At 35.4% G+C, this 24,713-nt stretch carries 16 protein-coding genes; 10 read left to right on the plus strand and 6 right to left on the minus strand.

Going from position 1 to position 24,713, the window contains the following annotated elements:
- Positions 1–44 precede the first annotated feature (44 nt).
- The gene (locus BUC31_RS07760) at positions 45–503 is read right to left on the minus strand and encodes an Lrp/AsnC family transcriptional regulator (RefSeq protein ID WP_073242771.1); all 459 of its coding nucleotides are present in this window, start codon (positions 501–503) and stop codon (positions 45–47) included.
- 169 nt (positions 504–672) lie between these two features.
- On the opposite strand from BUC31_RS07760, the gene BUC31_RS07765 reads away from it, so the two are divergent.
- The 6 genes from BUC31_RS07765 (at position 673) to BUC31_RS07790 (ending at position 9,625) form a co-directional block, all read left to right on the plus strand.
- Positions 673–1,815 carry a histidine decarboxylase gene (locus BUC31_RS07765; RefSeq protein WP_073242773.1) on the plus strand — a complete coding sequence of 381 codons (1,143 nt, stop codon included), beginning with the start codon at positions 673–675 and terminating at the stop codon, positions 1,813–1,815.
- A gap of 289 nt (positions 1,816–2,104) precedes the next feature.
- Complete coding sequence (locus BUC31_RS07770; RefSeq protein WP_084134968.1) at positions 2,105–4,375, plus strand: ATP-binding protein; 2,271 nt, start codon at positions 2,105–2,107, stop codon at positions 4,373–4,375.
- Between the two features lie 60 nt (positions 4,376–4,435).
- On the plus strand, positions 4,436–4,984 hold the full coding sequence (locus tag BUC31_RS07775) for a GNAT family N-acetyltransferase (RefSeq protein WP_073242777.1): 549 nt from the start codon (positions 4,436–4,438) through the stop codon (positions 4,982–4,984).
- A gap of 27 nt (positions 4,985–5,011) precedes the next feature.
- Positions 5,012–6,298: an APC family permease gene (locus BUC31_RS07780; RefSeq protein WP_073242779.1), complete on the plus strand. Its 1,287-nt coding sequence runs from the start codon at positions 5,012–5,014 to the stop codon at positions 6,296–6,298.
- 53 nt (positions 6,299–6,351) lie between these two features.
- Positions 6,352–6,687, plus strand: a complete 336-nt coding sequence (locus BUC31_RS07785) for a hypothetical protein (protein ID WP_139251908.1) — start codon at positions 6,352–6,354, stop codon at positions 6,685–6,687.
- Positions 6,688–6,997: 310 nt separating this feature from the next.
- Positions 6,998–9,625 (plus strand): MGH1-like glycoside hydrolase domain-containing protein, encoded by a 2,628-nt coding sequence (locus BUC31_RS07790; RefSeq protein ID WP_073242783.1) that lies wholly within the window; start codon positions 6,998–7,000, stop codon positions 9,623–9,625.
- A gap of 60 nt (positions 9,626–9,685) precedes the next feature.
- Here BUC31_RS07790 and BUC31_RS07795 read toward each other — a convergent pair whose 3' ends face one another.
- Both BUC31_RS07795 and BUC31_RS07800 read right to left on the minus strand, forming a co-directional pair.
- Positions 9,686–12,505 (minus strand): hypothetical protein, encoded by a 2,820-nt coding sequence (locus BUC31_RS07795; RefSeq protein ID WP_073242785.1) that lies wholly within the window; start codon positions 12,503–12,505, stop codon positions 9,686–9,688.
- A gap of 28 nt (positions 12,506–12,533) precedes the next feature.
- Positions 12,534–13,439, minus strand: coding sequence for a serine hydrolase (locus tag BUC31_RS07800; RefSeq protein WP_073242787.1), 906 nt, complete (start codon positions 13,437–13,439; stop codon positions 12,534–12,536).
- Between the two features lie 266 nt (positions 13,440–13,705).
- Here BUC31_RS07800 and BUC31_RS07805 point away from each other — a divergent pair, with 266 nt between their 5' ends.
- From BUC31_RS07805 to BUC31_RS07815, 3 genes are read left to right on the plus strand one after another with little or no spacing between them, the layout of a single operon-like run.
- Positions 13,706–14,767, plus strand: a complete 1,062-nt coding sequence (locus BUC31_RS07805; protein ID WP_073242789.1) for a pyridoxal-phosphate dependent enzyme — start codon at positions 13,706–13,708, stop codon at positions 14,765–14,767.
- 8 nt (positions 14,768–14,775) lie between these two features.
- Positions 14,776–15,849, plus strand: a complete 1,074-nt coding sequence (locus BUC31_RS07810; protein ID WP_073242791.1) for an N-acetyltransferase DgcN family protein — start codon at positions 14,776–14,778, stop codon at positions 15,847–15,849.
- The gene (locus BUC31_RS07815) at positions 15,846–16,913 is read left to right on the plus strand and encodes a mandelate racemase/muconate lactonizing enzyme family protein (RefSeq protein WP_073242793.1); all 1,068 of its coding nucleotides are present in this window, start codon (positions 15,846–15,848) and stop codon (positions 16,911–16,913) included. Before BUC31_RS07810 ends, BUC31_RS07815 begins: the two co-directional genes overlap by 4 nt.
- Positions 16,914–16,923: 10 nt before the next feature.
- Here BUC31_RS07815 and BUC31_RS07820 read toward each other — a convergent pair whose 3' ends face one another.
- The 3 genes from BUC31_RS07820 to BUC31_RS07830 all read right to left on the minus strand — a co-directional run bounded on the left by BUC31_RS07820 (position 16,924) and on the right by BUC31_RS07830 (position 21,532).
- Positions 16,924–19,551, minus strand: a complete 2,628-nt coding sequence (locus BUC31_RS07820) for an MGH1-like glycoside hydrolase domain-containing protein (RefSeq protein WP_073242795.1) — start codon at positions 19,549–19,551, stop codon at positions 16,924–16,926.
- A 94-nt stretch (positions 19,552–19,645) separates the two neighbouring features.
- The gene (locus BUC31_RS07825) at positions 19,646–20,800 is read right to left on the minus strand and encodes a DUF3800 domain-containing protein (protein WP_073242797.1); all 1,155 of its coding nucleotides are present in this window, start codon (positions 20,798–20,800) and stop codon (positions 19,646–19,648) included.
- A 48-nt stretch (positions 20,801–20,848) separates the two neighbouring features.
- Positions 20,849–21,532, minus strand: coding sequence for a cell division ATP-binding protein FtsE (locus BUC31_RS07830; RefSeq protein WP_073242799.1), 684 nt, complete (start codon positions 21,530–21,532; stop codon positions 20,849–20,851).
- A 155-nt stretch (positions 21,533–21,687) separates the two neighbouring features.
- On the opposite strand from BUC31_RS07830, the gene BUC31_RS07835 reads away from it, so the two are divergent.
- The gene (locus BUC31_RS07835) at positions 21,688–24,705 is read left to right on the plus strand and encodes a tetratricopeptide repeat protein (RefSeq protein ID WP_073242801.1); all 3,018 of its coding nucleotides are present in this window, start codon (positions 21,688–21,690) and stop codon (positions 24,703–24,705) included.
- The last annotated feature ends 8 nt before the right edge of the window (positions 24,706–24,713 follow it).

Genomic DNA, 24,713 nt, shown 5'->3' on the forward strand with positions numbered 1-24,713 from the left:
CTAATAGGCTGTTTAATGCATGTTTTGTAGTGCTATTTTAAATTCTAATATTCCAAATTATAACCAGTACTATCCTTCACGGAATTCAATACAAATGAACTGTGTATAGTAGAAATACCATCGATGATAGATAGTTTTTCATTAATAAATTCATGAAACTCCGCTATATCATCCAAAGCGATTTTTAATAGAAAATCAAAATTTCCAGATACTTGATGGCATTCCATAATATCTGGTAACAACAGTATTTCCTCCTTAAATTTGTCTGCCAATTTTTTTTGATGTTGAGATAAGGTCACTTGACAGTAGGCAATTAATTCTTTCCCAATTTTAGTTCTATCTAAAAGAGCAACATAAGATTTAATGATTTCTTGCTGCTCTAACTTTCTAATTCTTTCATAAGTGGGTGTGACGCTGAGCCCTACTTTAGCCGCAATTTCCTTAGTGTTTTGCTTCGCATTTTTTTGAAGTTGCATCAAAATTTTGTTGTCAATCGTATCCATACCAGTTTATTTTTCTGTTATCCAACTTAACTTATCTTTAAACAGTTATTTAAAACTGTCAAGTTAAGTATATCAGTTCAATATTCTGTATATACTTTATATAAAGTAATTTATTATCAATAATTGTAATTTTACAGTATTATTATATGTATAACAAACCACAAGGAATATGAATAACGAACAACAGATAGATGAGCTGTTAACCAAACTAATTCAAGAGAAAGATAGAGTTATAGGTTACCCAGTAGCAAAGGATTTTGATTATTCAAGATTATACGAGTTTTTAAAGCATCCCATTAATAATGTCGGTGATCCTTATGAAGATAATACTTATAAGGTTCAAACACATGAAATGGAGCGAGAGGTGGTAGATTTCTTTGCAAAATTATACAGAGCAGATCCTAATGATTTTTGGGGGTATGTAACCAATGGTGGATCAGAAAGTAACTTGTACGGCTTGTACCTGGCAAGAGAATCTCACCCAAAAGCAATGGTGTATTTTTCAGAATCAACCCATTATAGCGTAAAAAAGAATATTCATTTATTGAATTTGCCGAGTATTACCATTAGGGCGCAAGAGAATGGCGAGTTAGATTACGATGATTTAGAGAATACCTTGCAATTGAACAGAGATAAGCCGGCTATTATTCTAACCACATTTGGTACGACAATGACCGAGGCGAAAGATGATGTTTCTAAGGTGAAGAGAATATTGAAGAAATTGGCTATTCAAAATCACTATATACATTGCGATGCTGCTTTGGCGGGTTCTTACGGTCCTTTTATAGAACCACGAATTCCTTTTGATTTTCAAGATGGCGCAGATAGTATTTCAATCAGTGGGCATAAGTTTATTGGTTCACCATTTCCTTCTGGTGTTATTATCGCAAAGCGGTCATTGAGAGATCGTATAGCAAGGGGTATATCATATATAGGTTCATTAGACACTACCATTACAGGTTCTAGAAACGGACATAGTCCGCTGTTTCTGTGGTACGCCATAAAGAAAATGGGTGTAAAAGGTTTAGAAGAACGGTATCATCATAGTTTAGAAACTGCTGAGTATTGTAAGCAAGAACTTTTAAAAATAGGTATCAACGCCTGGAAGAACGAAGGGGCAATTACAGTGGTACTGCCTAAAGTTGCAGATGCTATTAAAAAGAAATGGCAATTAGCGACCGATGACATTACACACGTAATTTGTATGCCTAATGTTACTAAGGATCAAATAGACGAGTTTATTAAAGATATAGTAGAAGAGCAAAAGAAAAGCGCCCAAAAAGAAACCGATGCATTGGCACTTCAAGATTAAATAGAAAGTTTTAATTTTATAAAAGCCTGGTTTCGATAGTTAACGAAATCGGGCTTTTATTTTCTAAAATCTAAATACTTGTTTTGTAATAAGTTATCGAATTCTAATCGACCTTAAGAGAAATTTTTTAGACATCTAGATTAAGCTTTACAGTATACAACTTTAGGTTTAAGAAATTCATTTTCATATTTATTTAAAAATTTGAATCTGATCATACCAAAATGAGGTATATTCATTTATTGAAATTTTAATAATTGGTAATACCCCCCTTTTTAACCTATTACTAAAAATGAAAAGCCTGTTTTCTAATAAGATTATGATGAAGTTAAAGTCGCTTATTGGTTCGACAAAAACCTATATTATCTTATTGGTTTTGGCAATTGCCTTGTTACTATATACTGTTAGTGTAGGTTATAAACAGGTAAATAGACTTCATAAAACAGGAGACCTAGTTTCTCATACGTTTGAGGTACAGCGTACCATTGTAGAACTTTCTTCTAAATTTTTAGAGGTAGAGGCTATTCAACTTAAAAAACTTTTTGAAGCCGAAGAGAGTAATCTTTCCACCATTGTAGTAACAGAAATGGGTCAGTCGTTAGATAGGCTGAATACACTTACAATAGACAACGATGCCCAACAAGAACGCGTTAAGGCATTGCAACTATTACATAATAAAATTAAGGTTGAAATAGATACAGCAACCATTGTTGATGCTACTAAGGCGCCAGATAGTTTAGAAGTAAAAGATAGTATTGTTATTAATTATACCGGTTTGCGCTATAAGCGTAATGAGCGAATTTCAAAACTTGTTGCGGAGTCCCAGGTTATAAAAGATAGAATGCTTGCTGAAGAGAACTATTTAATGGTTTCGCGTAAAGAAGAATACACCTCACAATCGTTCTTGACGCCTATGTCATCTTTGTTGGTTGCGCTAACGGCTTTAGGTATTTTTTTAATTGGTTTTATTAGTATCTATAAACAGAAAGGTGAAATTAATGAGGTAAACAGTCAGGTTTTTGTTCAGAATAAGAAATTACAAGAAACAGAAGAGTTTTTAAAAGGTGTATATAAAAGCTCTAACAATGTCATTAGTCATTTTGAGCCTATTCTAGATACACAGAAGAATATAACCGATTTTCAATTTAGGTATACCTCCAATGCCATAGAAAAAGTAACAGGGTCAGAACAAGATGATATTATAGGTGGCTCGCTTTTAGAGATGTACCCAATGGTTTTGGAGAATGGGCTTTTTGTATTAATGAAAGAATGTTATGTTAGCGGCAATACCCAAGAGCATGAGAGTGTATATACGTTTGAAGGTGAAAAAAAATACATTTTTAATACGATTGTAAAATCTGCAAACGGGATTACAAATACCGCTTGGGATACCACAAAAATTAAAAAAGCTGAAGAAGAACTTAAAAAGCTGAACGAAGATCTAAGCCTTCAAAACACCATTTTCAAAGAGGCTGAAAATGTAGCGGGTGTTGGTAGTTTTATTTGGTATTTAGATGATGGTACCGCAACGGTTTCTGATAACTTTTATAGAATCCTTGGCGTTGAGCCCAATAGCTTTGAGGTTACTTTTAGTTCTTATAAAGAATTTGTGCATCCAGAAGATGTTGCCATATTTGAGTCTATAGGTGCTAATATAGAAGAAAAAGGTGCTTCTACTGTTTTTGCCTATCGTGTGTTTACGAAAGCAAAAGGGATAAAACATTTAGATTTAAAAGGTAAGTATGTTGAAATAGATAACAGACCGGTATCGGTGGGTATTGTACAAGATATTACCAGTCGTGTAGAAAAAGATAGGGCACTTATTGAGAGTTATGAGAAATTGAAGATTAGTAATGAAGAGCTAGAATCTTTTAACAGAGTGGCAAGTCATGATCTACAAGAGCCTTTGCGTAAAATTCAAATGTTTATTTCTAGAATAGAAGACGATGGTGAAAAGGGTATGCCCGTTGGTATTCAAAATTATTTTGGAAAAATCAAGGACGGTACTTTCAGAATGCGAGAATTGATTCAGAATTTACTTTCGTATTCACGAATAGATAAGATCAATTCAAAATTCGAAAATATTTCTCTTAGTGAAGTTGTAGGTAAAATTGAAGATGAACTATCACAACTTATTAAAGATACAGGTACTTCTATTTCTTATGATAATTTGCCAGATATTCAGGGCATACCTTTTAAAATAGAACAACTTTGCACAAATCTTATCAGTAATTCTATCAAGTATGGCAAAAGTGGTGTAGCTCCAAAAATAATCATTAGCGCTAAAAAGGTGCGTAATTCAGAAATTGTAGAAAATTTTAGTAAGACTACAGAATACTATTATAAAATTTCATTTGCAGATAATGGCATTGGCTTTGAACCTGAATTTGCTAGTAATATATTTGAGGTGTTTCAAAGGCTACATTCAAAAAATGAATATTCAGGTACAGGTATCGGACTCTCTATTTGTAAAAAGATAGTTGAAAAACATAATGGTTATATTCATGCCATCGGTAAAAAGGACCAAGGTTCTACTTTTGTCATTTATTTGCCTGTTAACTAATATCTTCAATACTTATGTTTTGAGGTTACATTTGTAGTTTAAATACCTATAACATCAACCATGAACAAACTCGAAATACAAACAGATCGATTAATGTTAAGGCTGATTGAGTGGACAGATGTAGAAGTAATTCATCGCTTACATTCCTTACCAGAAACAGACGAATTCAATACCCTTGGCATACCTGAAAATTTACAAGAAACCTATGAGGTGATAACCCCGTGGATCGAAGATAATAGTGTAGCTGAAATTAGAAATTATACTTTTGCTATTCAGCATAAAAAGAAAGGCGAGTTTATAGGTTTATTTGGATTAAGACTTGGTCCCAAGAAATATAATAGGGCTGAGGTTTGGTATAAACTACATCTCGATTATTGGAACAAAGGCTATGCAACAGAAGCTCTAAAAGCGGTTTTGAAATACGGATTCGATGTGCTTAAACTACATCGAATAGAAGCAGGCTGTGCTGTAGACAATATAGGTTCTGCAAAAGTGATGGAAAAAGTAGGAATGCAGAAAGAAGGTCGAAAGAGAAAAATTCTCCCCTTGCAATCTGGATGGTCAGATAGTTTTGAATATGCCATAGTCGAAGGTGATGTACGTAACTAGAAAATCTTTAAAAATAGTGAGTTGTAGATGGATAAGAAAATAGGATTAAAAGATGCCATTTCTATAGGTATAGGGGGTATGGTAGGTGGCGGAATTTTTGCCGTTCTAGGTCTAGCAGTTGCTCTGGCAAAAGGTGCAACACCTCTAGCTTTTCTTTGGGCAGGAATAATTGCTATGCTAACTGCATACTCTTATGCTAAACTTTCAAAGAAATATCCAGAAAATGGAGGAACCGTAAGATTCATACATCAACAATTTGGAACCGGAATTTTTGCAGGTGGTATTAATAATCTTTTGTGGGTCAGCTATATTGTTATGCTCGCACTTTATGCGTCTGCTTTTGGGTCGTATGCTACAGAATTAATTTCCCTGTCAGGTTCAAAAGAGATTGACACGCGTATATTTCAAACTTCCATATTATTAATTGCATTGTTCATCAATTATTTAAGTGTAAAACTTGTTAGTGAAATAGAGTCAGTGGCTGTAATCATTAAGCTTTTTATTTTAATTGCATTTATAGGTGTTGGTTTTTATGGCCTGTCTCTTCATCCAGAAAACCTACATCAATTATCACCTGAAAATTGGGAAAGTCCTATACTAATACTTTCTGGTGGTATGGTCATTTTTGTTGCATATGAAGGTTTTGAATTAATTGCAAATTCAGTATCAGATTTAAAAGATAGAGAGAAGAATACTGAAAAAGCATATTTTGGAGCCGTTGGTTTTGTAATTGTATTATACATACTTATTGCTATTGTAACTGTAGGTGCATTGCCATTTCAGCAAATTGCAAATGCTGAAGATTATGTTTTAGCCAAAGCAGCAGAACCTACATTAGGTCAGATCGGTTTTACCATAATTACGATTACGGCATTGATATCTACATTTTCTGCCATCAACGCAACTGTTTTAGGTAGTGGTAGGGTAAATTATGATATAGCTGAAGACGACGAGTTGCCTAAGTATTTTTGCCATATGTTCTGGGGTAAACCCGTAGGGTTTTTAATCACGGCAATGCTGTCAGTTGCATTGGTTAATCTGTTTAATCTAAAAAGTATATCAACAGCTGGTAGTGCAGGCTTTTTATTGATTTTTTGTATTGTTAATTACATAGGTTACAAAAAGCATAAGGAACTGGATTCTAAAAGTTATGTTCATTTATTGGCGAGTATACTCTGTTTATTGGCTTTCATTACATTAATTATTCAGCAGTTTTCTGAGAATAAAGTAGGGGTATTAACCGCATTGGGTATTATTGTGTTCTGTTTTATTCTTGAAATTGTATACAAAGCTACAAAGCCAAAAGTGGTGTAGTTGATTAGCTATTTCTAAGGCTTTATATAACAATTGTTTAAAATAGAAATCTCTTGCAAGCACAGAGTAATGCACAAAAAATGACGAATCGAAAATTTGCAGGTGTAGGTGCCTTTATCAGTGTATTTGTATTGTTGATTATCTATTACACAAATTCTAATATCGGTTTTCCAGATGGTCACCTCACAGAATTTGATGTGTTTTATAAAGAGGTGCTATTTCCTATTTTTATTGCTGTTAACATCCTATATCTAATAGTATTTACGACCTTGTACTTTGTTAAGAAAAAAGCAAGTAACGGTCTTATTTTTTATGTGCTTACGTTAATAATAATTGCTGTTATTTATTATTATTTTTCAATAAATTTAGAGAACGGACAAGGTGGATAGCGCATTTTTAAAATAGTTTTAATCCATATATTTCTAACAATCTGTTATAAATTTTTCCGAAATAGAATTATTTAAATTTATGAGGTTCATAGTATAACAGTATTAAATTTAACAAGTTAACAATGTAATTGGTTGAATAGTTACGATTAAGTAATACTATTCACTTGTTGAATGCGTTAATCAATCTTATACTATAACAAATAGTATTTTTAACGATTCGTCCGTCGTAGGACGTTAAATTTGTTAAACCTTTAAATTGCCTTTGTGCAGTTGTGGTTGAAAGAAGATTTTTACAATTGAAAAAGACTTTATGGTCCATAAAAATGCTGAGGAAGAAAGATTAGCCGTTGAGGATAATTATAAAAACTGGAAAAGATGGGGTCCTTATTTGGCAGAGCGCCAATGGGGTACGGTAAGAGAAGATTATAGTCCAGAAGGGCATGCGTGGAGTTTTGTTGGTCATGACAAAGCACGTAGTAATGCCTATAGATGGGGAGAAGAGGGTATTGGCGGATTCTGCGATTCTAGAGAAATTCTATGTTTAGCCCCTGCCTTCTGGAACGGGAAAGATTCTATTTTAAAAGAACGCCTGTTCGGTTTAACCAATGATGAAGGTAACCATGGTGAGGATGTAAAAGAACTCTATTTTCATCAAGTTTCAACACCTACACACTCTTACGCTAAGTATTTATATAAGTATCCGCATAAGAAGTTTCCATATGCCGAGCTGGTTAAAAAGAATAAAAGTAGAAATCGTGAGGAAGCTGAGTTTGAAATTTTAGATACCAAAGCTTTTGCTAATAATACCTATTTCGATTGTTTTATAGAATATGCCAAAGAAGATGTTGGTGATATTTTAATGAAGGTTACTGTAGTTAATAGAGGCCCAAGAGCTGCGAACATTCATGTGCTTCCGCATTTGTGGTTTCGTAATTTTTGGAAACATAACAACAGGTTCGAAAGACCTGAGATGAAATCAACCTCAGATAATTCGGTACAATCTCGTAGTACTAGAAATGGTCGTTACTATTTTTATCATGAGAATGGAGATCAGCTTTTCTGTGAGAACGAAACTAACAACCAACGTATTTATGGAGTGCCTAATGAGGTTGAATACGTAAAAGATGGTATCAATGACCATGTTGTTGATGGGCAACCTACTGTGAACCCAGATAAAAAAGGTTCAAAATTTGCCGTGTGGCATAAGCTCCGCTTAAAATCTGGAGAAGAAAAAACAATTAAAGTCCGACTTAGTAAAAAGAAACTTGATGACCCATGGGGTAATTATGATTCTATTTTTGAAAAGAGAATTCAAGAATGTGAAGAATTTTATGGAGATATTTTAAAGAAAGAGCTTCCGGTTCAACAACAAGAGATTGCAAGAAAAGCATTCTCTGGTTTACTCTGGACAAAGCAGTTCTATTATTATGATGTTTATAAATGGCTATTTGGCGGTCCAGGAGAAGCCAAACCATATAGAACCGATTCTCGGAATAAGCATTGGGAACATTTGACAAATCGTCACGTAATTTCAATGCCCGATAAGTGGGAGTATCCGTGGTATGCTGCTTGGGACCTTGCTTTTCATATGGCATCGTTTGTTGAGATTGATCCTTATTTTGCCAAAGAGCAGTTGTTGTTAGTATTAAGGGAAAGCTATATGCACCCTAACGGACAAATACCTGCTTACGAATGGAATTTTAGTGATGTAAACCCACCTGTGCATTCATGGGCTGTATGGACGGTATATGAGAAGGATAAGAAAAGAAATGGTAAAGGCGATTTTAAGTTTTTAGAAAAGGCATATCAGAAATTACTGGTGAACTTTACCTGGTGGGTCAACCAAAAAGATAAGAGTGGAACAAACCTTTTTGAAGGCGGATTCTTAGGTCTTGATAATATTGGTGTTTTTGATCGTAACCACATGCCAGAAGGTATTACGCGTATGCAACAAGCAGATGCTACCAGTTGGATGGCAATGTTTACCTTAAACATGTTACGCATGTCATTAGAGATGGCAACAATTAACCCAAACTACGAAGACAGTGTCGCCAAGTTCTTTAGGCATTTCTTGAATATCGCTTGGGCAATGCATCACATTGGGCAGAAAGATATTTCTCTTTGGGATGATGAAGATAATTTCTATTATGATGTTGTAGAAATGTCGAATGGTAATACAGACCGATTAAAAGTAAGATCCTTGGTTGGTATCATACCAATGTTCGCAGTAGAGATCATTCATAAAGATTTGTTTGATGAGTTAAAACACTTTAAAGTTAGAGCTGCAGAAATTGTAAGAACTAGACCAGATTTGGCTTCTTTGATCTCTAATATCGAAGAATTTAATTCTGATGGAAATTACCTGTTCTCCATTATGCGAGGTTTTAGGTTAGAAAAGCTATTGTTTCGTTTACTAGATGAGAAAGAGTTTTTGTCTGATTACGGTATTCGCTCACTTTCAAAATATCATGAAGAGCATCCGTATGTTTTTCAACATAACGGTCACCACCAAATTCAGTATGAATCTGGGGAAAGTCAGTCAAACATGTTTGGTGGTAATTCTAACTGGCGAGGTCCTATTTGGTTGCCTTTAAATTATATGATTATTCAGTCTTTACGTAAATACTTCTCTTATTATGGTAAGGAGTATATTTATGAGTTTCCAACAGGATCTGGTATAAAAATGAACTTAAACGAGATTGCAAATGAAATTTCAAAACGACTCATAAAGTTATTTGAGCCTGACGAAAACGGTAAGTTTGTATATCACTCAGAAGACGAGAACCATGTGTTTACTAAAAATGAACACTTTAAAAAGGAGCATTTCTTTTATGAGTTTTTTGATGGCGATTCTGGGAAAGGTCTTGGAGCATCTCATCAAACAGGTTGGACAGCTTTAGTTGCAAATCTGATTATGGAATTGGAGCAGAATAGTTAGCATCTATTTTCTATTATAGTTGAACAAAAACGAGACATTTTTAATGTCTCGTTTTTGTTTTTAAGCTTCTGCCGTAATCGCTTGTTGTGCCTCTAAGGCAAAACTCCTAATTTTAGTTTCTTCATCAGTAAGAAGGCTTTCAACAATACTTAAATATCGCGGTTCTTTTTGTTGCGTAATTAAGTATAGTACCGCCAATTTTATTTTTAAGTCGTTACCCTGTAATAACAGTTTAAAACATTCTAGTTCCGTAGGTATTTTGTGCTTTATCTTTTGTAGCTCTTCTTCAGACGAAATATCTAAGGCAGATTCTTCAATAATAGGTAATAGTTTACGCTTTAATTCTCCCGTTAAAAGATTGTCTAAAAATTCGATGGCATTGTGTTGCGCTTCCTGTTTCTGACTAATTAAGCCCTCATACGCAATGGCAACATCATTTTGTTGATAGCGTAAACCTAATAGTTTAAAAATACGCTCTAGTCCAGAATCTAAACGGCGTTCTAGTAATTCCAAAAGGCTAGTTCTAGCATCTCGTTCTGCATCGCCAATTTCTTTCTTCGATTTGTTTCTATTTCGGTATGATATAATAATCTGGGTATGCATAGACGATAAGGTCTGATGATGCAGTTTGCATTCATCAAAAATTACCGAGACCACTTTGTAACGATTAAATTTTAACTGCGGATGCGTAGATCGTATGGCACTCAAAGCACGAATAGTTTCTAAACGGACAGTAAGGTCATTATCGGTTAAAATGGCTAATAAATGGTGCACAGCTTCTTTTGAATGAAAAGATTGCATGGCTGCAGGTATAAACCGAAGCACAGGTAATGGTTGTAGACGATCTTGAATTGTACTACGTAGCACCGGTAGAATCTGCTGACCATAGATTTTAAAAGCTTCCATTACGGTTGGTCTATAATTCTTCTGTGCTAAAAACGGAATTATTTGTTGCACCATGGTAGGGTCTGTGGCAGTACCGATGGCCTTTATCGTTGTTAGTATTACATCTTTATTATCATGGTTTAGAAAGGCAGTAAGCTTCGTGTTGAAAATAGGCATATTCGCCACGCCTAGTACTTCAATGACGGCTTCTACATATGATAGGTCTTTTTCATTCGCTTCAATATTTTTAAGCGATGCTGAAATGCGGTCTAATAGCGAGTAACGTTGTTTTAAAGAATAGTTGTTTTTTGCAGCCCTAGCTAAGCAGTATAATGCTGCCATTGCAATTCGTTCATTTGAATGTTCTAAATAGGTATCGAACACGAAAGATTTGTCTTTGTGTGCAAAACTTAAGACATAAGCTAATGTCGCAATGGTCAATTCTCGATCATCGATCTTTAATAGCTCTGAAACCTCGGCTGTCATACTTTTAGAATTTAAAAAGTATAAATTCTGAATGGCAGATAATTTTACTTTGTTGCTAGGGTGATCTAACAATAGCTCAACGTCGTCTGCAAAACGTTTGTCATTAATTTCCATCAATTTGTCTAGCATAAAGAGTATTTGCTCTTCGGTACCGTTTTTAAATACGGTACGCATGCCATTTACTACAGATACTTTTGAGTGGGAGATTTTTTTAGCCTTCTTACCACTATCTGTCAATACCTCTAAATTGGTTCTAAAGGTCTTGTAATACTCTATTCTTACTTTGTAAATGAAGTATAGCCAAAGACACACTAAAACGATAATTAGTACGCCAATGTAGAATGAAGGTAAGTCCAGTCCACGCACTACGAATATTAAAAGACATCCGGCAATACCAGTTGCTAAACTATCTACAACAACATCTATAAACGATTTTGTCCTGTTTTTTAAATCGAAAGGCAGGGGTAAGGTCAATAATTCCGAAGCACTTTTGTGTATAGATTGTTTCAGTATTCCGTCCATCGCCTTAATAACAACTACGGCAGAAAGCTCGGGTAATATCAAAAATAAAATGCTCCCGCCAAAAATACCAATGGGTAATAAAAGCAATGAAAAACCAACGCCCCAAATACCTACAATTCTATGGGTGAAAAATAGTTGTATCACCAACGATAATAAGTTGAAGGTCGAAAACCAAAAGGCAAAAAAAGCGGTAAGCTCGTCAGCATCGGTTATGGCAGATGAGGCAAAGTCACTAAATAAGTAGTCTGCCAATTTGGCAACAACTACGCTCACCGCCACAATGCTCGCTATGTAAGTAAGATGTTTGGATCTTAATATGAGTTTTAGTGGTGGCTCTGAAATGTTCGTAGCCGACTTATGTTTCTTGACGCTGCCGTTTTTTTTAACTCTAATATTCCAAATTCTACGTAATAATGGAATACAGAAAAATAGGAGAAGGGCTGCTACAAACATTAGATTTTCATTGCCAATAAGCGGCGCCAAAATAGAGGTGAGGTACCCACCAAATATACCACCAATGATAGCGCCAGACCCAATAAAGCCGAACAATCTCTTTGCTTCTCTAATATTGAATACCAAGTTTGCCAATACCCAAAATTGCGATGCAGATAGTACTGCATAAATTGCTACCCATATATAAAAGAAGTAGAGTAACACACCACTGACCACATCTAGTGAGAGTAGTATACCTAAACCAATTAAAATGACAATAGAACTAATAATGGTAAACTCAATTACTTTTTTAAGCGGGAATTTTGAAACGGCTTTTGAATAAAAATAAGAGGTAGCTACGGCAGTTATAGCAACTAACAAGAAAGCAAAAGGCAATTGTTCAACACCTAATTCTGATAGAAAAAGGGCATTGACAGTAGGTTTGATAATAAGCAGAACGGCAATGACCAAAAAAATGTAGGCGAGCATCCAAAGAGAAACTTTGAACTCGCCTTCACGAACATCGAATATTTTTTTTATTAGTCTTTCTACCATCAAGAAATGGAAATATGTATTCCAAGACCTAAAGTACAGGCTTTTTTAGCACCTTTTCAATTGGTTTCACTAAATCTCTTATAATTTGCTCTCCATTGGCATCATCTATTAAGGCAACTAGAATATATCTTCTATTACTGTCCTTGCCCCAAACCAATATTGAGTCAGAATGGTAGGTGCGCCAAGAACCTGATTTTCTGAACAATCTGGCAGTTGGTGCAATTTTATCTAATGTATTTACAAATTTATGGTGCAGCTCTGGGTTTTCAAGAATATCTAGCATCTGCTTAGATTGTTTTTGGTTCACTAGCTTACCGTTCGCCAATAAATAATAATACCTACATACTTGTGTTACCGATGCAGCGTGACTCAGGTTCTTTAAAGGTTCGCGGTTTGTTTCTCCACCACTTCCGTAGCGTTTACCAACCCAAAGACCGCCACCTTTTTGCTCGTCATAAAAAGCATATTTAGGATCAGTCATAACAGATTCAAGTTTTTCATAACCAACACGATCTATCATTCTAGTAGCAGCAGAATTATCAGATTTACTGATCATAAGACGCATATCTTTTTTAACCTCTGCGGTTTCTTTTAATTCGCCTTTTTCAATAGCATCCATAGCAGCGAGAAGAATAGCTATTTTAGGTAAACTAGCGGCATACATCATATGGTTACCGTTTACACGAGCAAAACGTACATTTTCTGGGTCGCTTAAATCAACCAAGCCTACGGACATCTTCTTTTGTACAATGAGATCGTTCCATTCTGGGTGAGAGGCTAATTCATCTCTTAAATTAGTCTGCAAAGAACTATCAAGTAATTTTTGCAAGGGTTTGATCTTTGAATTATCTATTTGTAACGGTAGCTCGTTTTGAGCATTTGTGGCTAAACAAAATAGGAAAGAAAAAAGAAAAATGATTCGGGTAGCTTTCATTGATTTATGTGTATTTTAAAAAGTAGTCAAAATTAGGTAATGCACTGATTTGTTAAATGTTAATTTTTGTCTTTCTATAAAATTTTAAAACTGTTGTAAAATCACTGTGTAGCCCCATATACTGTAAAATGTTGTGTTAAAATTCTAATTATTTTCAGATTATATAGTACCTATGCGTCCCTTTTTTAAAGAGCAAATGGGTTAAAAATTTATATTGACATTCAATTAAATAACAGTATCTTAAATAATGGAATATATGCAAACTTATGAATCTTAAAGATGGCGTTAAAACGGCTGAGAATAAAGTGTCTACAGAGGCACGTAAACTTAGCGATATGGTTAAAGATACAAGCAAATCTTTAGTAGACCGTTTAGAATGTTTTGAAGATATTATAAGTTTAGAAGTTGGCGATACGGGCTTGCATAGGGCCAAAACATTAGAGCGTGAGTTCAATGTTCGTCAACTTTACCTAAAGTATGAGGGTGATAACCCTACCGGAACTCAAAAAGACCGTATTGCTTTTGCACAATTATATGATGCGCTGCGTAGGGAGTTTACTGTGGTAAGCTTGGCTACTTGCGGTAATTATGGTGTGGCAATGGCACTGGCATCTGATCTAGCGGGTATTGCCTGTAAAATTTACATTCCTGAAAGTTACCATACCGATCGGGTTATTGAAATGGAAACTTTAGGGGCAGAGATAATTCGTATACCTGGTAGTTACGAAGATGTGGTTACCGAAAGTTCCAGATTAGCAGCTGAACATGGTTGGTATGATGCTAACCCTGGTGGTGCCAATACTCCGCTACAAATATCTGCCTATGCGCTAATTGCACAAGAGATTTTTGAAGATTTAGGTGATGCACCAAAATACTGTGCTGTACCTGTTTCTAATGGAACGTTGTTCGCAGGAATTTATAGAGGATTTGTAAATCTGTATAAAAGAGGAAAGACTTCTCGTATACCTAAAATGATAGCGGCTTCATCATCTCATAAGAACCCAATTGTAGAATCATATCTGCAAGGATTAGATCACTGTAAAGATTTGAATCCGGCTGCGATAAAAGAAACGAAATACAACGAACCATTGATTAACTGGCATAGTTTCGATGGGGAAGAGGCATTATACGCATTAAAAGAATCTGAGGGGGAAGCTTTTAATATCAGTGATAAAAAACTGAAAGAGATGACTTCCCTTTTATATAAGAAAGAAGGATTTCGAATTCTACCTGCATCTACAGCGGGTTTGATCGGACTCTTAGAATTAGACGAAAAAATGAATTTTGAGCCTGACCGTTTTGTGGCAGTGCTCACTGCAAAAAATTAAATAAATAGATGAAAAAAGTTATAGACGGTAAGGCACTTGTATATTGTGAGGGAGCATTTAATACTCCAAATGGTAAAACAGCACACGGTTTGGTTCGCTTTACTGAGCGTTATGAAGTTGTGGGTGTTTTAGATGAAAAATATGCAGGCAGAGATGCCGGTGATGTTTTGGATGGAAGACCTAACGGAATTCCGGTTTTTAGAGATCTAGAGGCTGCAATTGTTACATTGACAGCAAGTAATAATCTGCCAAGTTACTTGGTAATTGGTTTAGCACCAGATGGTGGCAGATTGCCAAAAGTGGCTAAATCGACAATTAAGGCTGCATTACAACAAGGTTGGAATGTGGATAGTGGTTTACACGATTTCTTAAGTAATGACCCAGAACTGGTTGCATTGGCAAAAGAAAAGAATGTAAAAATCAGAGATATTAGAAAAACACCCGATCGTGATCAATTGCACTTTTTTACGGGTGATATTGAAAAAGTAAACTGTTTAAAATTAGCGGTTCTAGGAACGGATTCTGCTCTAGGGAAACGGACTACGGCTTGGATATTGGTTCACGCATTTCGTAATGCAGGTAAAAAAGCAGAAATGATCGGAACCGGACAAACAGGATGGATGCAAGGTGCTAAGTATAGCATGGTGATGGATAGCTGTATTAACGATTTCGTTTCAGGTGAAATTGAGCATGCTGTGGTAAGTGCCTATAATAATGAGGACCCAGATGTTATTGTTATTGAAGGGCAAGGGAGTTTAATGAACCCTGCATACCCTGGCGGATTTGAAATTCTAGCTGCAGGCAGACCAGATTATGTAATTCTGCAACATGCACCAAAAAGATTGGAATATGACGGATTCCCTGGGTATAAAATGCACTCTTTAGCTGAGCAAATAAATGCCATACAGGTTATTTCTGGTAAAGAAGTGATTGCTATTACCGTAAACCATGAGGATATGAAAAAAGAAGAAATTCTTGATGTTTGTAAGGCTATCACTTTAGAAACCAAATTACCTGCCTTTGATGTGTTGGAGTATGGTGCTGAAGATTTAATTGCACTTTTAATGACAAAATTAAAATGAAAATAACCCATATTTCTTTTGAGCGTTTAGACCTTAAATTGTCTGATCCTTATACTATTGCTTACGAAACAATTGATCGCACTAGTAACTTTATTCTAAAGGTTGAAACCGATACCAAAATTGTGGGTTATGGTTGCGCGGCACCTGACCCTGTGGTTACAAATGAATCGCCAAGTGATGTTACCGATGCTATTAAGAATATCATTATTCCGTATTTATTGGGTAAAGATCCTTTTACGTATGCATTGTTATTATTAGAGCTGAAGGAGTTATTGGGTAAACGTTCTTCTGCCTTGGCAATGGTAGATTTGGCATTGTTCGATATCATGTCGAAAAAGGCAGAGGTACCTTTGTATAAATTTTTAGGGGGCTATCGTAATAGCATCGCTACCAGTATTACTATCGGTATTATGAGCATAGACGAGACCTTGTCTTATGCTAGCGAATATGTGAAACAAGGTTTTACCATTTTAAAAATAAAAGGCGGTTCTAATCTCGAAGAGGATATTGCCAAAATGAGAATGATCCACGAGAAATACCCTAATATCGAATTGCGTTTTGATGGTAACCAAGGATATTCTGTGAAAGAATCGGTAGATTTTGTAAAGGCTACGGCAGCAATAGGAATCGAGATTTTTGAACAACCTACAAAAGTGGAATCGGAAGAACGATTGGGCGAAGTAACCAATCAGGTGAGTATTCCTGTAATGGCAGATGAAAGCTTAAAAACATTGACCGATGCATTTCGTTTGGCGCAGAATGAGCGTGTGGATATGGTGAATATTAAGCTGCAGAAAGTAGGCGGTATCTGGGTAGGTATGCATATTAATTCCGTTGCTAAAGCCGCTAAATTAGATGCTATGGTAGGTTGTATAGATGAATGCGGACTGGGTATTGCTGCCGGTCTACATTTTGCCCTGTCTAGACCAAACATTGTATATGCTGATCTAGACGGACATTTAGATATTATTGATGATCCTTACCATTCTATCTTTAGATTGGAAAAGGGAATTTTATACCCTACCGAAAAGTTTGGTTTAGGTTTTTCTGAGTTGAATATGTAAAATACTAGCTTTAATCTTCTAACTGCTCAATAAGGTTGGCTACTAAGGCTGTCCAGCCTGTTTGATGCGATGCTCCTAAACCACGACCGTTTTCTCCGTGAAAATACTCGTAAAATAATATCAAGTCCTCAAAATTAGGGTCTTGGTAGTATTTCTCGTAGTTCTTATTTATTGCTCGGTTTCCGGTTTCATCTTTCTCGAACATCTTAATAAGACGTTTGCTCAATTCATCACTAACTTGTTTTAGATTGAGCAACTTCGAGCTTCCTGTTGGGTATTCAAAAAGAAAATCATTACCATCATACCACTGGTATTCGCGCAATGCCTGAATAAATAAATAATTCATAGGCATCCAAATAGGTCCACGCCAGTTAGAATTACCTCCAAATAGGGAAACGGTAGATTCCGCTGGTTCATAGTCAATAGAGTAATCTATACCATCTATATGAATCTGATATGCCTTTTCGTGTACCTTAGATAAAGATCGTATTCCATAGTCACTCAAAAATTCTTTTTCGTCTAAAAGTGCGGCAACTAATTTTTGCATTCTATCTTTTGGAACTAACGATAAAAGTAAATCACCATTTTCTTCATACTGCTGTATAACCTCGTATTTTAAATTCTCTGCACGGTATTTTTTAAACCAAAGAACACTTGCTTTAAATTTTGGGAACTTATCTAGAACACTTTTCTTAATAGTAAGTACCGCAGCCAGTGATAACATACCGGCAATTGATCTTACTTTTATAGTGGTTGATTGTCCGTCTGGTAGTGTTAGACGATCATAGAAGAACCCTTCCACATCATCCCAGGTATTGGCTTTATCAGTATCCATTTTATTCAGAGCTTCCGCTATGAATACAAAATGCCCAAAATATTTGGTTGCCATATCTTCATAAGAATCGTCATGTTCTGCGATACGTAAACTTATTTCTAGCATATTCAAGCTATACATCGCCATCCATGCGGTACCATCTACTTGATCTAAAGAACCACCACCGGGTACACCATGGCTACGGTCAAAAACTCCAATGTTATCCAAGCCCAGGAATCCGCCTTGAAAAACATTGTTGTCATTTCTGTCTAAACGGTTCACCCACCAGTTAAAGTTCAAGTTGAGTTTATTGAACATTCGTTTTAAGAACTTAATATCTGGTAAACCTGTAATAGATTTATCAGTTCCATAAATTTGTAAGGTTGCCCATGCCTGAACTGGCGGATTCACATCACTAAAATTCCATTCGTAAGCAGGTATTTGTCCGTTAGGCGACATGTACCATTCTTTGGTGAACAATAGTAGTTGGTCTTTCGCAAATTCTGGATCTATAGATGCGAACGATGCACAGTGAAAAGCAGAATCCCACGCAGCATACCAAGGGTATTCCCAAGCATCTGGCATAGAAAGTATATCGTGATTACGCAATGTTTTCCAATGGCTATTACGACCTTCTAATCTTTCTTTTGGCGGTGGAGTAGTTTTGTAGTCCCCATCTAGCCATTTTTCAACTTCGTAGTTATAGTATTGCTTCGTCCAAAGTAAACCTGCAAATGCTTGTTTTAGAATAGCCTTTCTATCCTCGGTTGCTTTTGGGGCTATTTCATCATAGAATTGAGCACATTCTTTTTGTCTCTTTTTAAATATGGAATCAAAATCTGAAAAAGGTGTGTCAAGTGACTCTTCGGTTAAACGAAGTTGGAATATTTTTGATTCGCCACCATCTAAAATAACTTGATATAATGGCGCAAATTTAGTGCCTGAATTGTTTTTTGTTGCCAGGTCAAAATCATTATTACATACTGCGGTATGGAACAAGTCTTTCTTAAACGGATGGTCATTCTTATCCTTATAAACCTTTTCTCTATTGGTTTCATTCTCCGTAAAGAATAGCTGTTCTGCCTTTTGAAAATAAAGATTGTATTTACCCACGTACGGGTGGTCTATGTGAACAGATGGGTTTGCTTTTGTCCCTTGTTGAGTGATGGTCGGTTTTTTGGGCATTTCTTTAAATGACCAATGATTACGCATCACCATTTGTGGCAATAACGTAATAGGTGCAGGTTTTGAGTTTCTATTGGTTATAGTAATTTGGATTAGAATATCTGTTTCATCGCCTTTTGCATATTCTGTGCTGACATCAAAATAGGTGTTGTCATCGAAAATACCGGTATCCAATAACTCAAATTCTAGTTCTTTACGATTACGTTTTTGGTTTTCGTCAATTAGTTGATTGTACGGATATTCTTTTTGTGAATACTTGTACAAATACTTCATATATGAGTGCGACGGCGTATTCTCTAAATAGTAATACAGCTCTTTTACATCTTCACCATGATTACCCTGCGGACCAGTTAAACCGAAAAGGCGTTCTTTTAGAATAGGATCTTTACCGTTCCATAAACCAATACTAAAACACATATTGCAATAGCGGTCGCTTATACCTGCAATGCCATCTTCACCCCAACGAAACGCACGACTTCTTGCATGGTCATGTGGTAGATAGTTCCAAGCATCACCACCTGCACTATAATCTTCACGTACCGTACCCCATTGGCGTTCACTTAAATAAGGTCCCCATTTTAACCAGTCTTTTTCTTCTGTATGTTGTTGGTCTAAACGATTTTTTTCAGGGTTTTTCATTTGCTTTGGGAGATTTTATAACTTTCTTATAAATAGTAAATGGATTCTAAGATAACTGTTAATTTTTTGAATGTATTTTGTGGAATATATGTTATTACTTTTTAATGTCAGTTAGTCTTTTAATATAGTCGAATTCTATTTCTTCTAATAAATTAATTTTACCAGAGGTTGCACTTTTGATTACGATATCAGTCTTTTTTAAAGTTTCAATCATCGGAATAACTTTTGAACTATAATTATTGTAAAAACGAATTATATCACCACGACAACATGGAATTTTATATCCACTTTGAGAACTTGTTATCAATATTTTATTTTCTCTCAAATTGCCAATTACTTCTTTACTAAATATACGTTTAGTAATATGAATATTACGAACCCTTATTCTATCTATTATTTCATCTGAATAGATATATTGATGAGGGTCTTTCTTAAATCTATAGACTAAGTAGTTCAAGCATATTAATTGATTTTTAATTTCAATAGCTGGATTCTCTGCATTAATATGAATGAAATTCTTGATTCTAAAGAATATGAAATCGACTAGTTCTTTATTGAATTTTTCGTCTTCTAATTCAATATTAGAATATTTATTTCGAGGGTTTTCCGGCCATTCTCTTAAATGTAGAATATGCTTGTCTAGAATCTTTAATATCTCAGAACTTCTTGGGTTAATTTTTTTTGGATCATAGCACCGAGATAAACTACCAGCAATAAAATCCGCTAATTGTATTAGTGGTTCATCTTTACTATCACAGAATTCGAACTTTGGTCCTCTAAATAATTCTGTTTGTTTATGGTTCTTTTCAACATAATTAACGAAGCCATCCATGAATTTTTCAGAGCCATGATTGTCTGAAATTAATTTCAAATATGGATAATAATCATATAGTTCTCGGTCTAATAAACCATTGACATATTTATAAAAAATGTTTCTAAATTGTAATCCACTATCTTCAAAAACTTCTCTTTTATCAACTATGATACTATAGATTTTGAAATTAAGTTTAGAAATATCCTTTATAAAATCAATTCTTTTGTCAAAATCTTTAAAGGCTTTAGCGCTGGATTTAATTTCAGGTGCTCGAGTATGTTTTGCTGCTGTTTCAACAAATTGTTCTCTAGTTTTATCTACTGAATATTCATCTAAAATAATTGCAGTTACGATAAAGAATGTTGAAACACCATCCTTTGTAAAATGAATACTTTTATCACCTGATTCGTCAATAAACCCTATTTTGTCACTCAAATTTTTATAGTTAAGAGATTAAGGGGGAGTATATCATTAAAATCTTTTTTAAACCGCTCTCTGCACCACCTCAAACACCTTATTTGCGTCGCACTTAATGGTTTTAGATGGGAATTTTAAAATCAACGCATAGTCATGGGTTGCCATTAAAATGGTTCTGCCAGATTTATTGATTTCCTGTAAGACTTTCATGACCTCTACACTGGTTTGTGGATCAAGGTTTCCGGTTGGCTCATCGGCAATAATTAGTTCTGGATCATTTAATAATGCACGTGCAATGGCAATACGTTGTTGTTCTCCACCAGAAAGTTCATGTGGGAACTTAAATCCTTTAGTTTTCATACCCACTTTTTCAAGCACGTTTGATACCTGGGTATCCATTTTAACCTTATCTGTCCAGCCTGTTGCCTTTAAAACAAAAAACATGTTTTGGTTAATATTTCGGTCTGGTAATAGTTTAAAATCTTGAAAAACAATACCTAATTTTCTACGTAAAAACGGAATATCTTTTTCTTTTAATGTCTTAAGATCGAAGTCAACCACATGACCTTCACCTTTTTGCAAAGGTAAATCGCCATATAGTGTTTTCATGAAGCTACTTTTACCGCTTCCGGTCTTGCCAATAAGGTATACAAATTCCCCTTTGGCAATTTTTATAGTTACTTCACTCAATACCAAACTCTCCTTTTGAAAAATTGAGGCATCCTTAAGTTCTAAAACAATCTCTTCCATAACGCAAATGTTGTTATAAAAGTAATAAGTTCCATTTGATATTAGAGAACCCTTTTTTAAAATCTTTTATTTTGATGGGGTATTACACATACTTAGGTACAATTTTTGCCGTTATCACATGTGATAATGGTAATGCTAAATAGGTACAGAACACTATGCTTAAAAAAATCACCGCTTTTATTCCATTGGTATTCGGTTTGGTCGCTTTGACCAATGCCCAAGAAACTAAGATTTATACTCATGAGCAAAAGGCTTTTCAAGACGCGCTAGCGCTTTACAACAACGAACAATACCAAGCAGCACAGACTATTTTTGAAAAGGTCAAAGTCTCTACAAAAGATGAGGAGACCGCTGCCAATAGTGCTTACTACGCAGCCAATGCCGCAGTACGCTTAAACCAGATGGGTGCAGACCGATTGATGGAAGATTTCGTGGAAAAATACCCGACTTCTACCAAACGTAATTCTGCCTTTGCAGATGTGGCAGAGTACTACTTTCAAACAGGTAAATACCCGTATGCATTGAAATGGTATGACAAGGTAGATCAGAACTCACTTTCTCGTGGCGAGATGGATAAGTTTAACTTCAATTATGGCTACTCTTTATTCTCATCTCGTAAAACAAAAGAAGCCGAAAAGTATCTTGAAAAAGTAACTACTTCTCAAGTGTACGGTTCTCAAGCAAAATACTACTTGGGTTATATTTCATATCAAGAAGATGACTATGAAACGGCAAACCAGCGTTTTGATCAAATTACCGATCAAGATGTATTAGAGGAGAAGCTAAGTTATTATCAGGCAGACATGAATTTTAAGTTGGGTAAATTCGATGAGGCAATTGCTTTGGCGAAAAAACAACTAACAAAAGCTGACAGACGAGAAGTCTCTGAATTAAATAAGATTATTGGGGAGAGTTACTTTAACTTGAAGCAATACGAAAATGCGATTCCGTATTTAACGGAATACAACGGTAAAGGTGGTAAATGGAGCAATACTGATTACTACTATTTAGGATATGCATATTATAAAGGTGGCGATTATAGTAATGCCATAGCTCAATTCAATAAAATTATTGGGGGTACCAATAGCGTTGCTCAAAATGCATATTACCACTTAGCAGAATGTTATTTGAAGTTGGATAAAAAACAGGAAGCGCTGAACGCTTTCCGTAATGCTTCTCAAATGGATTACAGTGCCGAGATTCAGAAAGATGCTTTTTTAAATTATGCACGTTTAAGTTATGAGGTGGGTAATGCCTATGAGCCGGTTCCGCAGGTAATTACAAATTACTTGAAAACGTATCCGAAAGATGAGCATCAAGATGAGATGCAGACCTTGTTGGTAGATTCATATATTACTTCAAAGAACTTCGCAGGTGCAATGACGTTGCTAGAAGAGAATAAGAACTATGCTAGTAAGGCTGTCTATCAAAAAGTTGCCTATTACAGAGGTATTGAACTTTTTATGGAAGGTGATTATAATGCTGCAGCTGAAAACTTCAATAAATCTTTAAACAGTGCAGAAGATATGCTGTTTAAGGCAAGAGCGAATTACTGGAAAGCAGAATCTGATTACCTGTCTAATCGTTTTGATGAGGCTGTAAAAGGATATACGGCGTTCAAGAATAATCCTTCAGCAAAAAACACAGAAATGTATGCCGATGTAGATTACAATTTGGCATATGGCTATTTTAAACAAAAAGATTATACTGATGCCATTACCTACTTCAATGCGTTTACAGCAAACGGAAATACAGAAGTAGAGAAATTACATGATGGCTATTTGAGATTGGGCGATAGTTACTACGCTACCAGTAAATACTGGCCAGCTATTGAAACTTATAATAAAGCATTGGCATTAAATGGACCAGAGAAAGATTATGCCTTTTACCAAAAAGCGATGAGCTACGGTTATGTAGATAGAGGTGACAGCAAAATTGAAAACTTAGAAGAATTTGTAAGCCAATATCCAAGGTCTAGTTTTAAAGATGATGCCTTATTTGAATTAGGAAACACCTATGTTTCTCAAGGTCAAGAGAATAAAGGTCTTGCCGCTTACGATCGTTTGATCAGTGAATACAGAGGTAGTTCGTTGGTGCCACAAGCATTAATGAGACAGGGACTTGTAAATTATAATGCCGCAAGAAACGAAGCTGCCTTGGTGAAGTTTAAAACGGTTGTTCGCGATTTTCCAAAAACACAAGAAGCAATACAAGCTGTAGCAACGGCTAAATTGGTATATGTAGATATGGGGCGTGTAAACGAATATGCAGAGTGGGTACGCACGCTCGATTTTGTACAGGTTACCGATGCTGAATTGGACAACGCCACGTTTGATGCTGCCCAAAAACAGAACTTAGAAGGTAATGTTGATGCCGCTATTAAGGGATATAAAAATTACGTTCAACAATTTCCAACTGGTTTACATGCTGTAGATGCTAACTTTAGTTTAGCTCAGTTGTATTTCGGAAAAGGGGAAAAAGAATCGGCTTTGCCATATTACAAGTATGTTGCCGATAGAAGCACTAGCGAATATGCAGAACAGGCATTAACTCGTGTTTGTGAAGTCTATATTTCTAAAGATGATTACCAAATTGCATTGCCATATTTATTGAAATTAGAGAGTCAGGCAAATATTCAGCAGAATAGAACATTTGCACGCTCTAACTTAATGAAAGGATATTACGGGCAAAAGAATTATCCGAAGACCATAGAATATGCGGATAAGGTATTGGCAACTTCTAACATTGATAATAGAATTAAGAGTGATGCGCATATTATGATCGCAAGATCTGCCATTGCAACCAATGACGAGGTAAAGGCAGAATCAGCATATGCAGAGGTCTTACAAATAGCATCTGGCGCAACAGCTGCGGAAGCATTATACTATAACGCCTATTTTGAGCATAAAGATGGGGCTTACGAGAACTCTAATATTGCCGTACAAAAATTAGCTAAAGATTATGCAGCGTATAAAGAATGGGGTGGTAAAGGTTTAGTGTTAATGGCTAAAAACTATTATGCATTAAATGATGCCTACCAAGCGACATATATTCTAGAAAGCGTTATTACAAACTTTAGTCAATATCCAGAAATTGTTTCAGAGGCAAGAGCAGAGCTTGCAATCATTAAATCGAAAGAGGCAAAAAGTAACTCATCGGTTGATCCTAACTAAAAATTACG

The organism is Maribacter aquivivus, assembly GCF_900142175.1.
GTDB lineage: Bacteria > Bacteroidota > Bacteroidia > Flavobacteriales > Flavobacteriaceae > Maribacter > Maribacter aquivivus.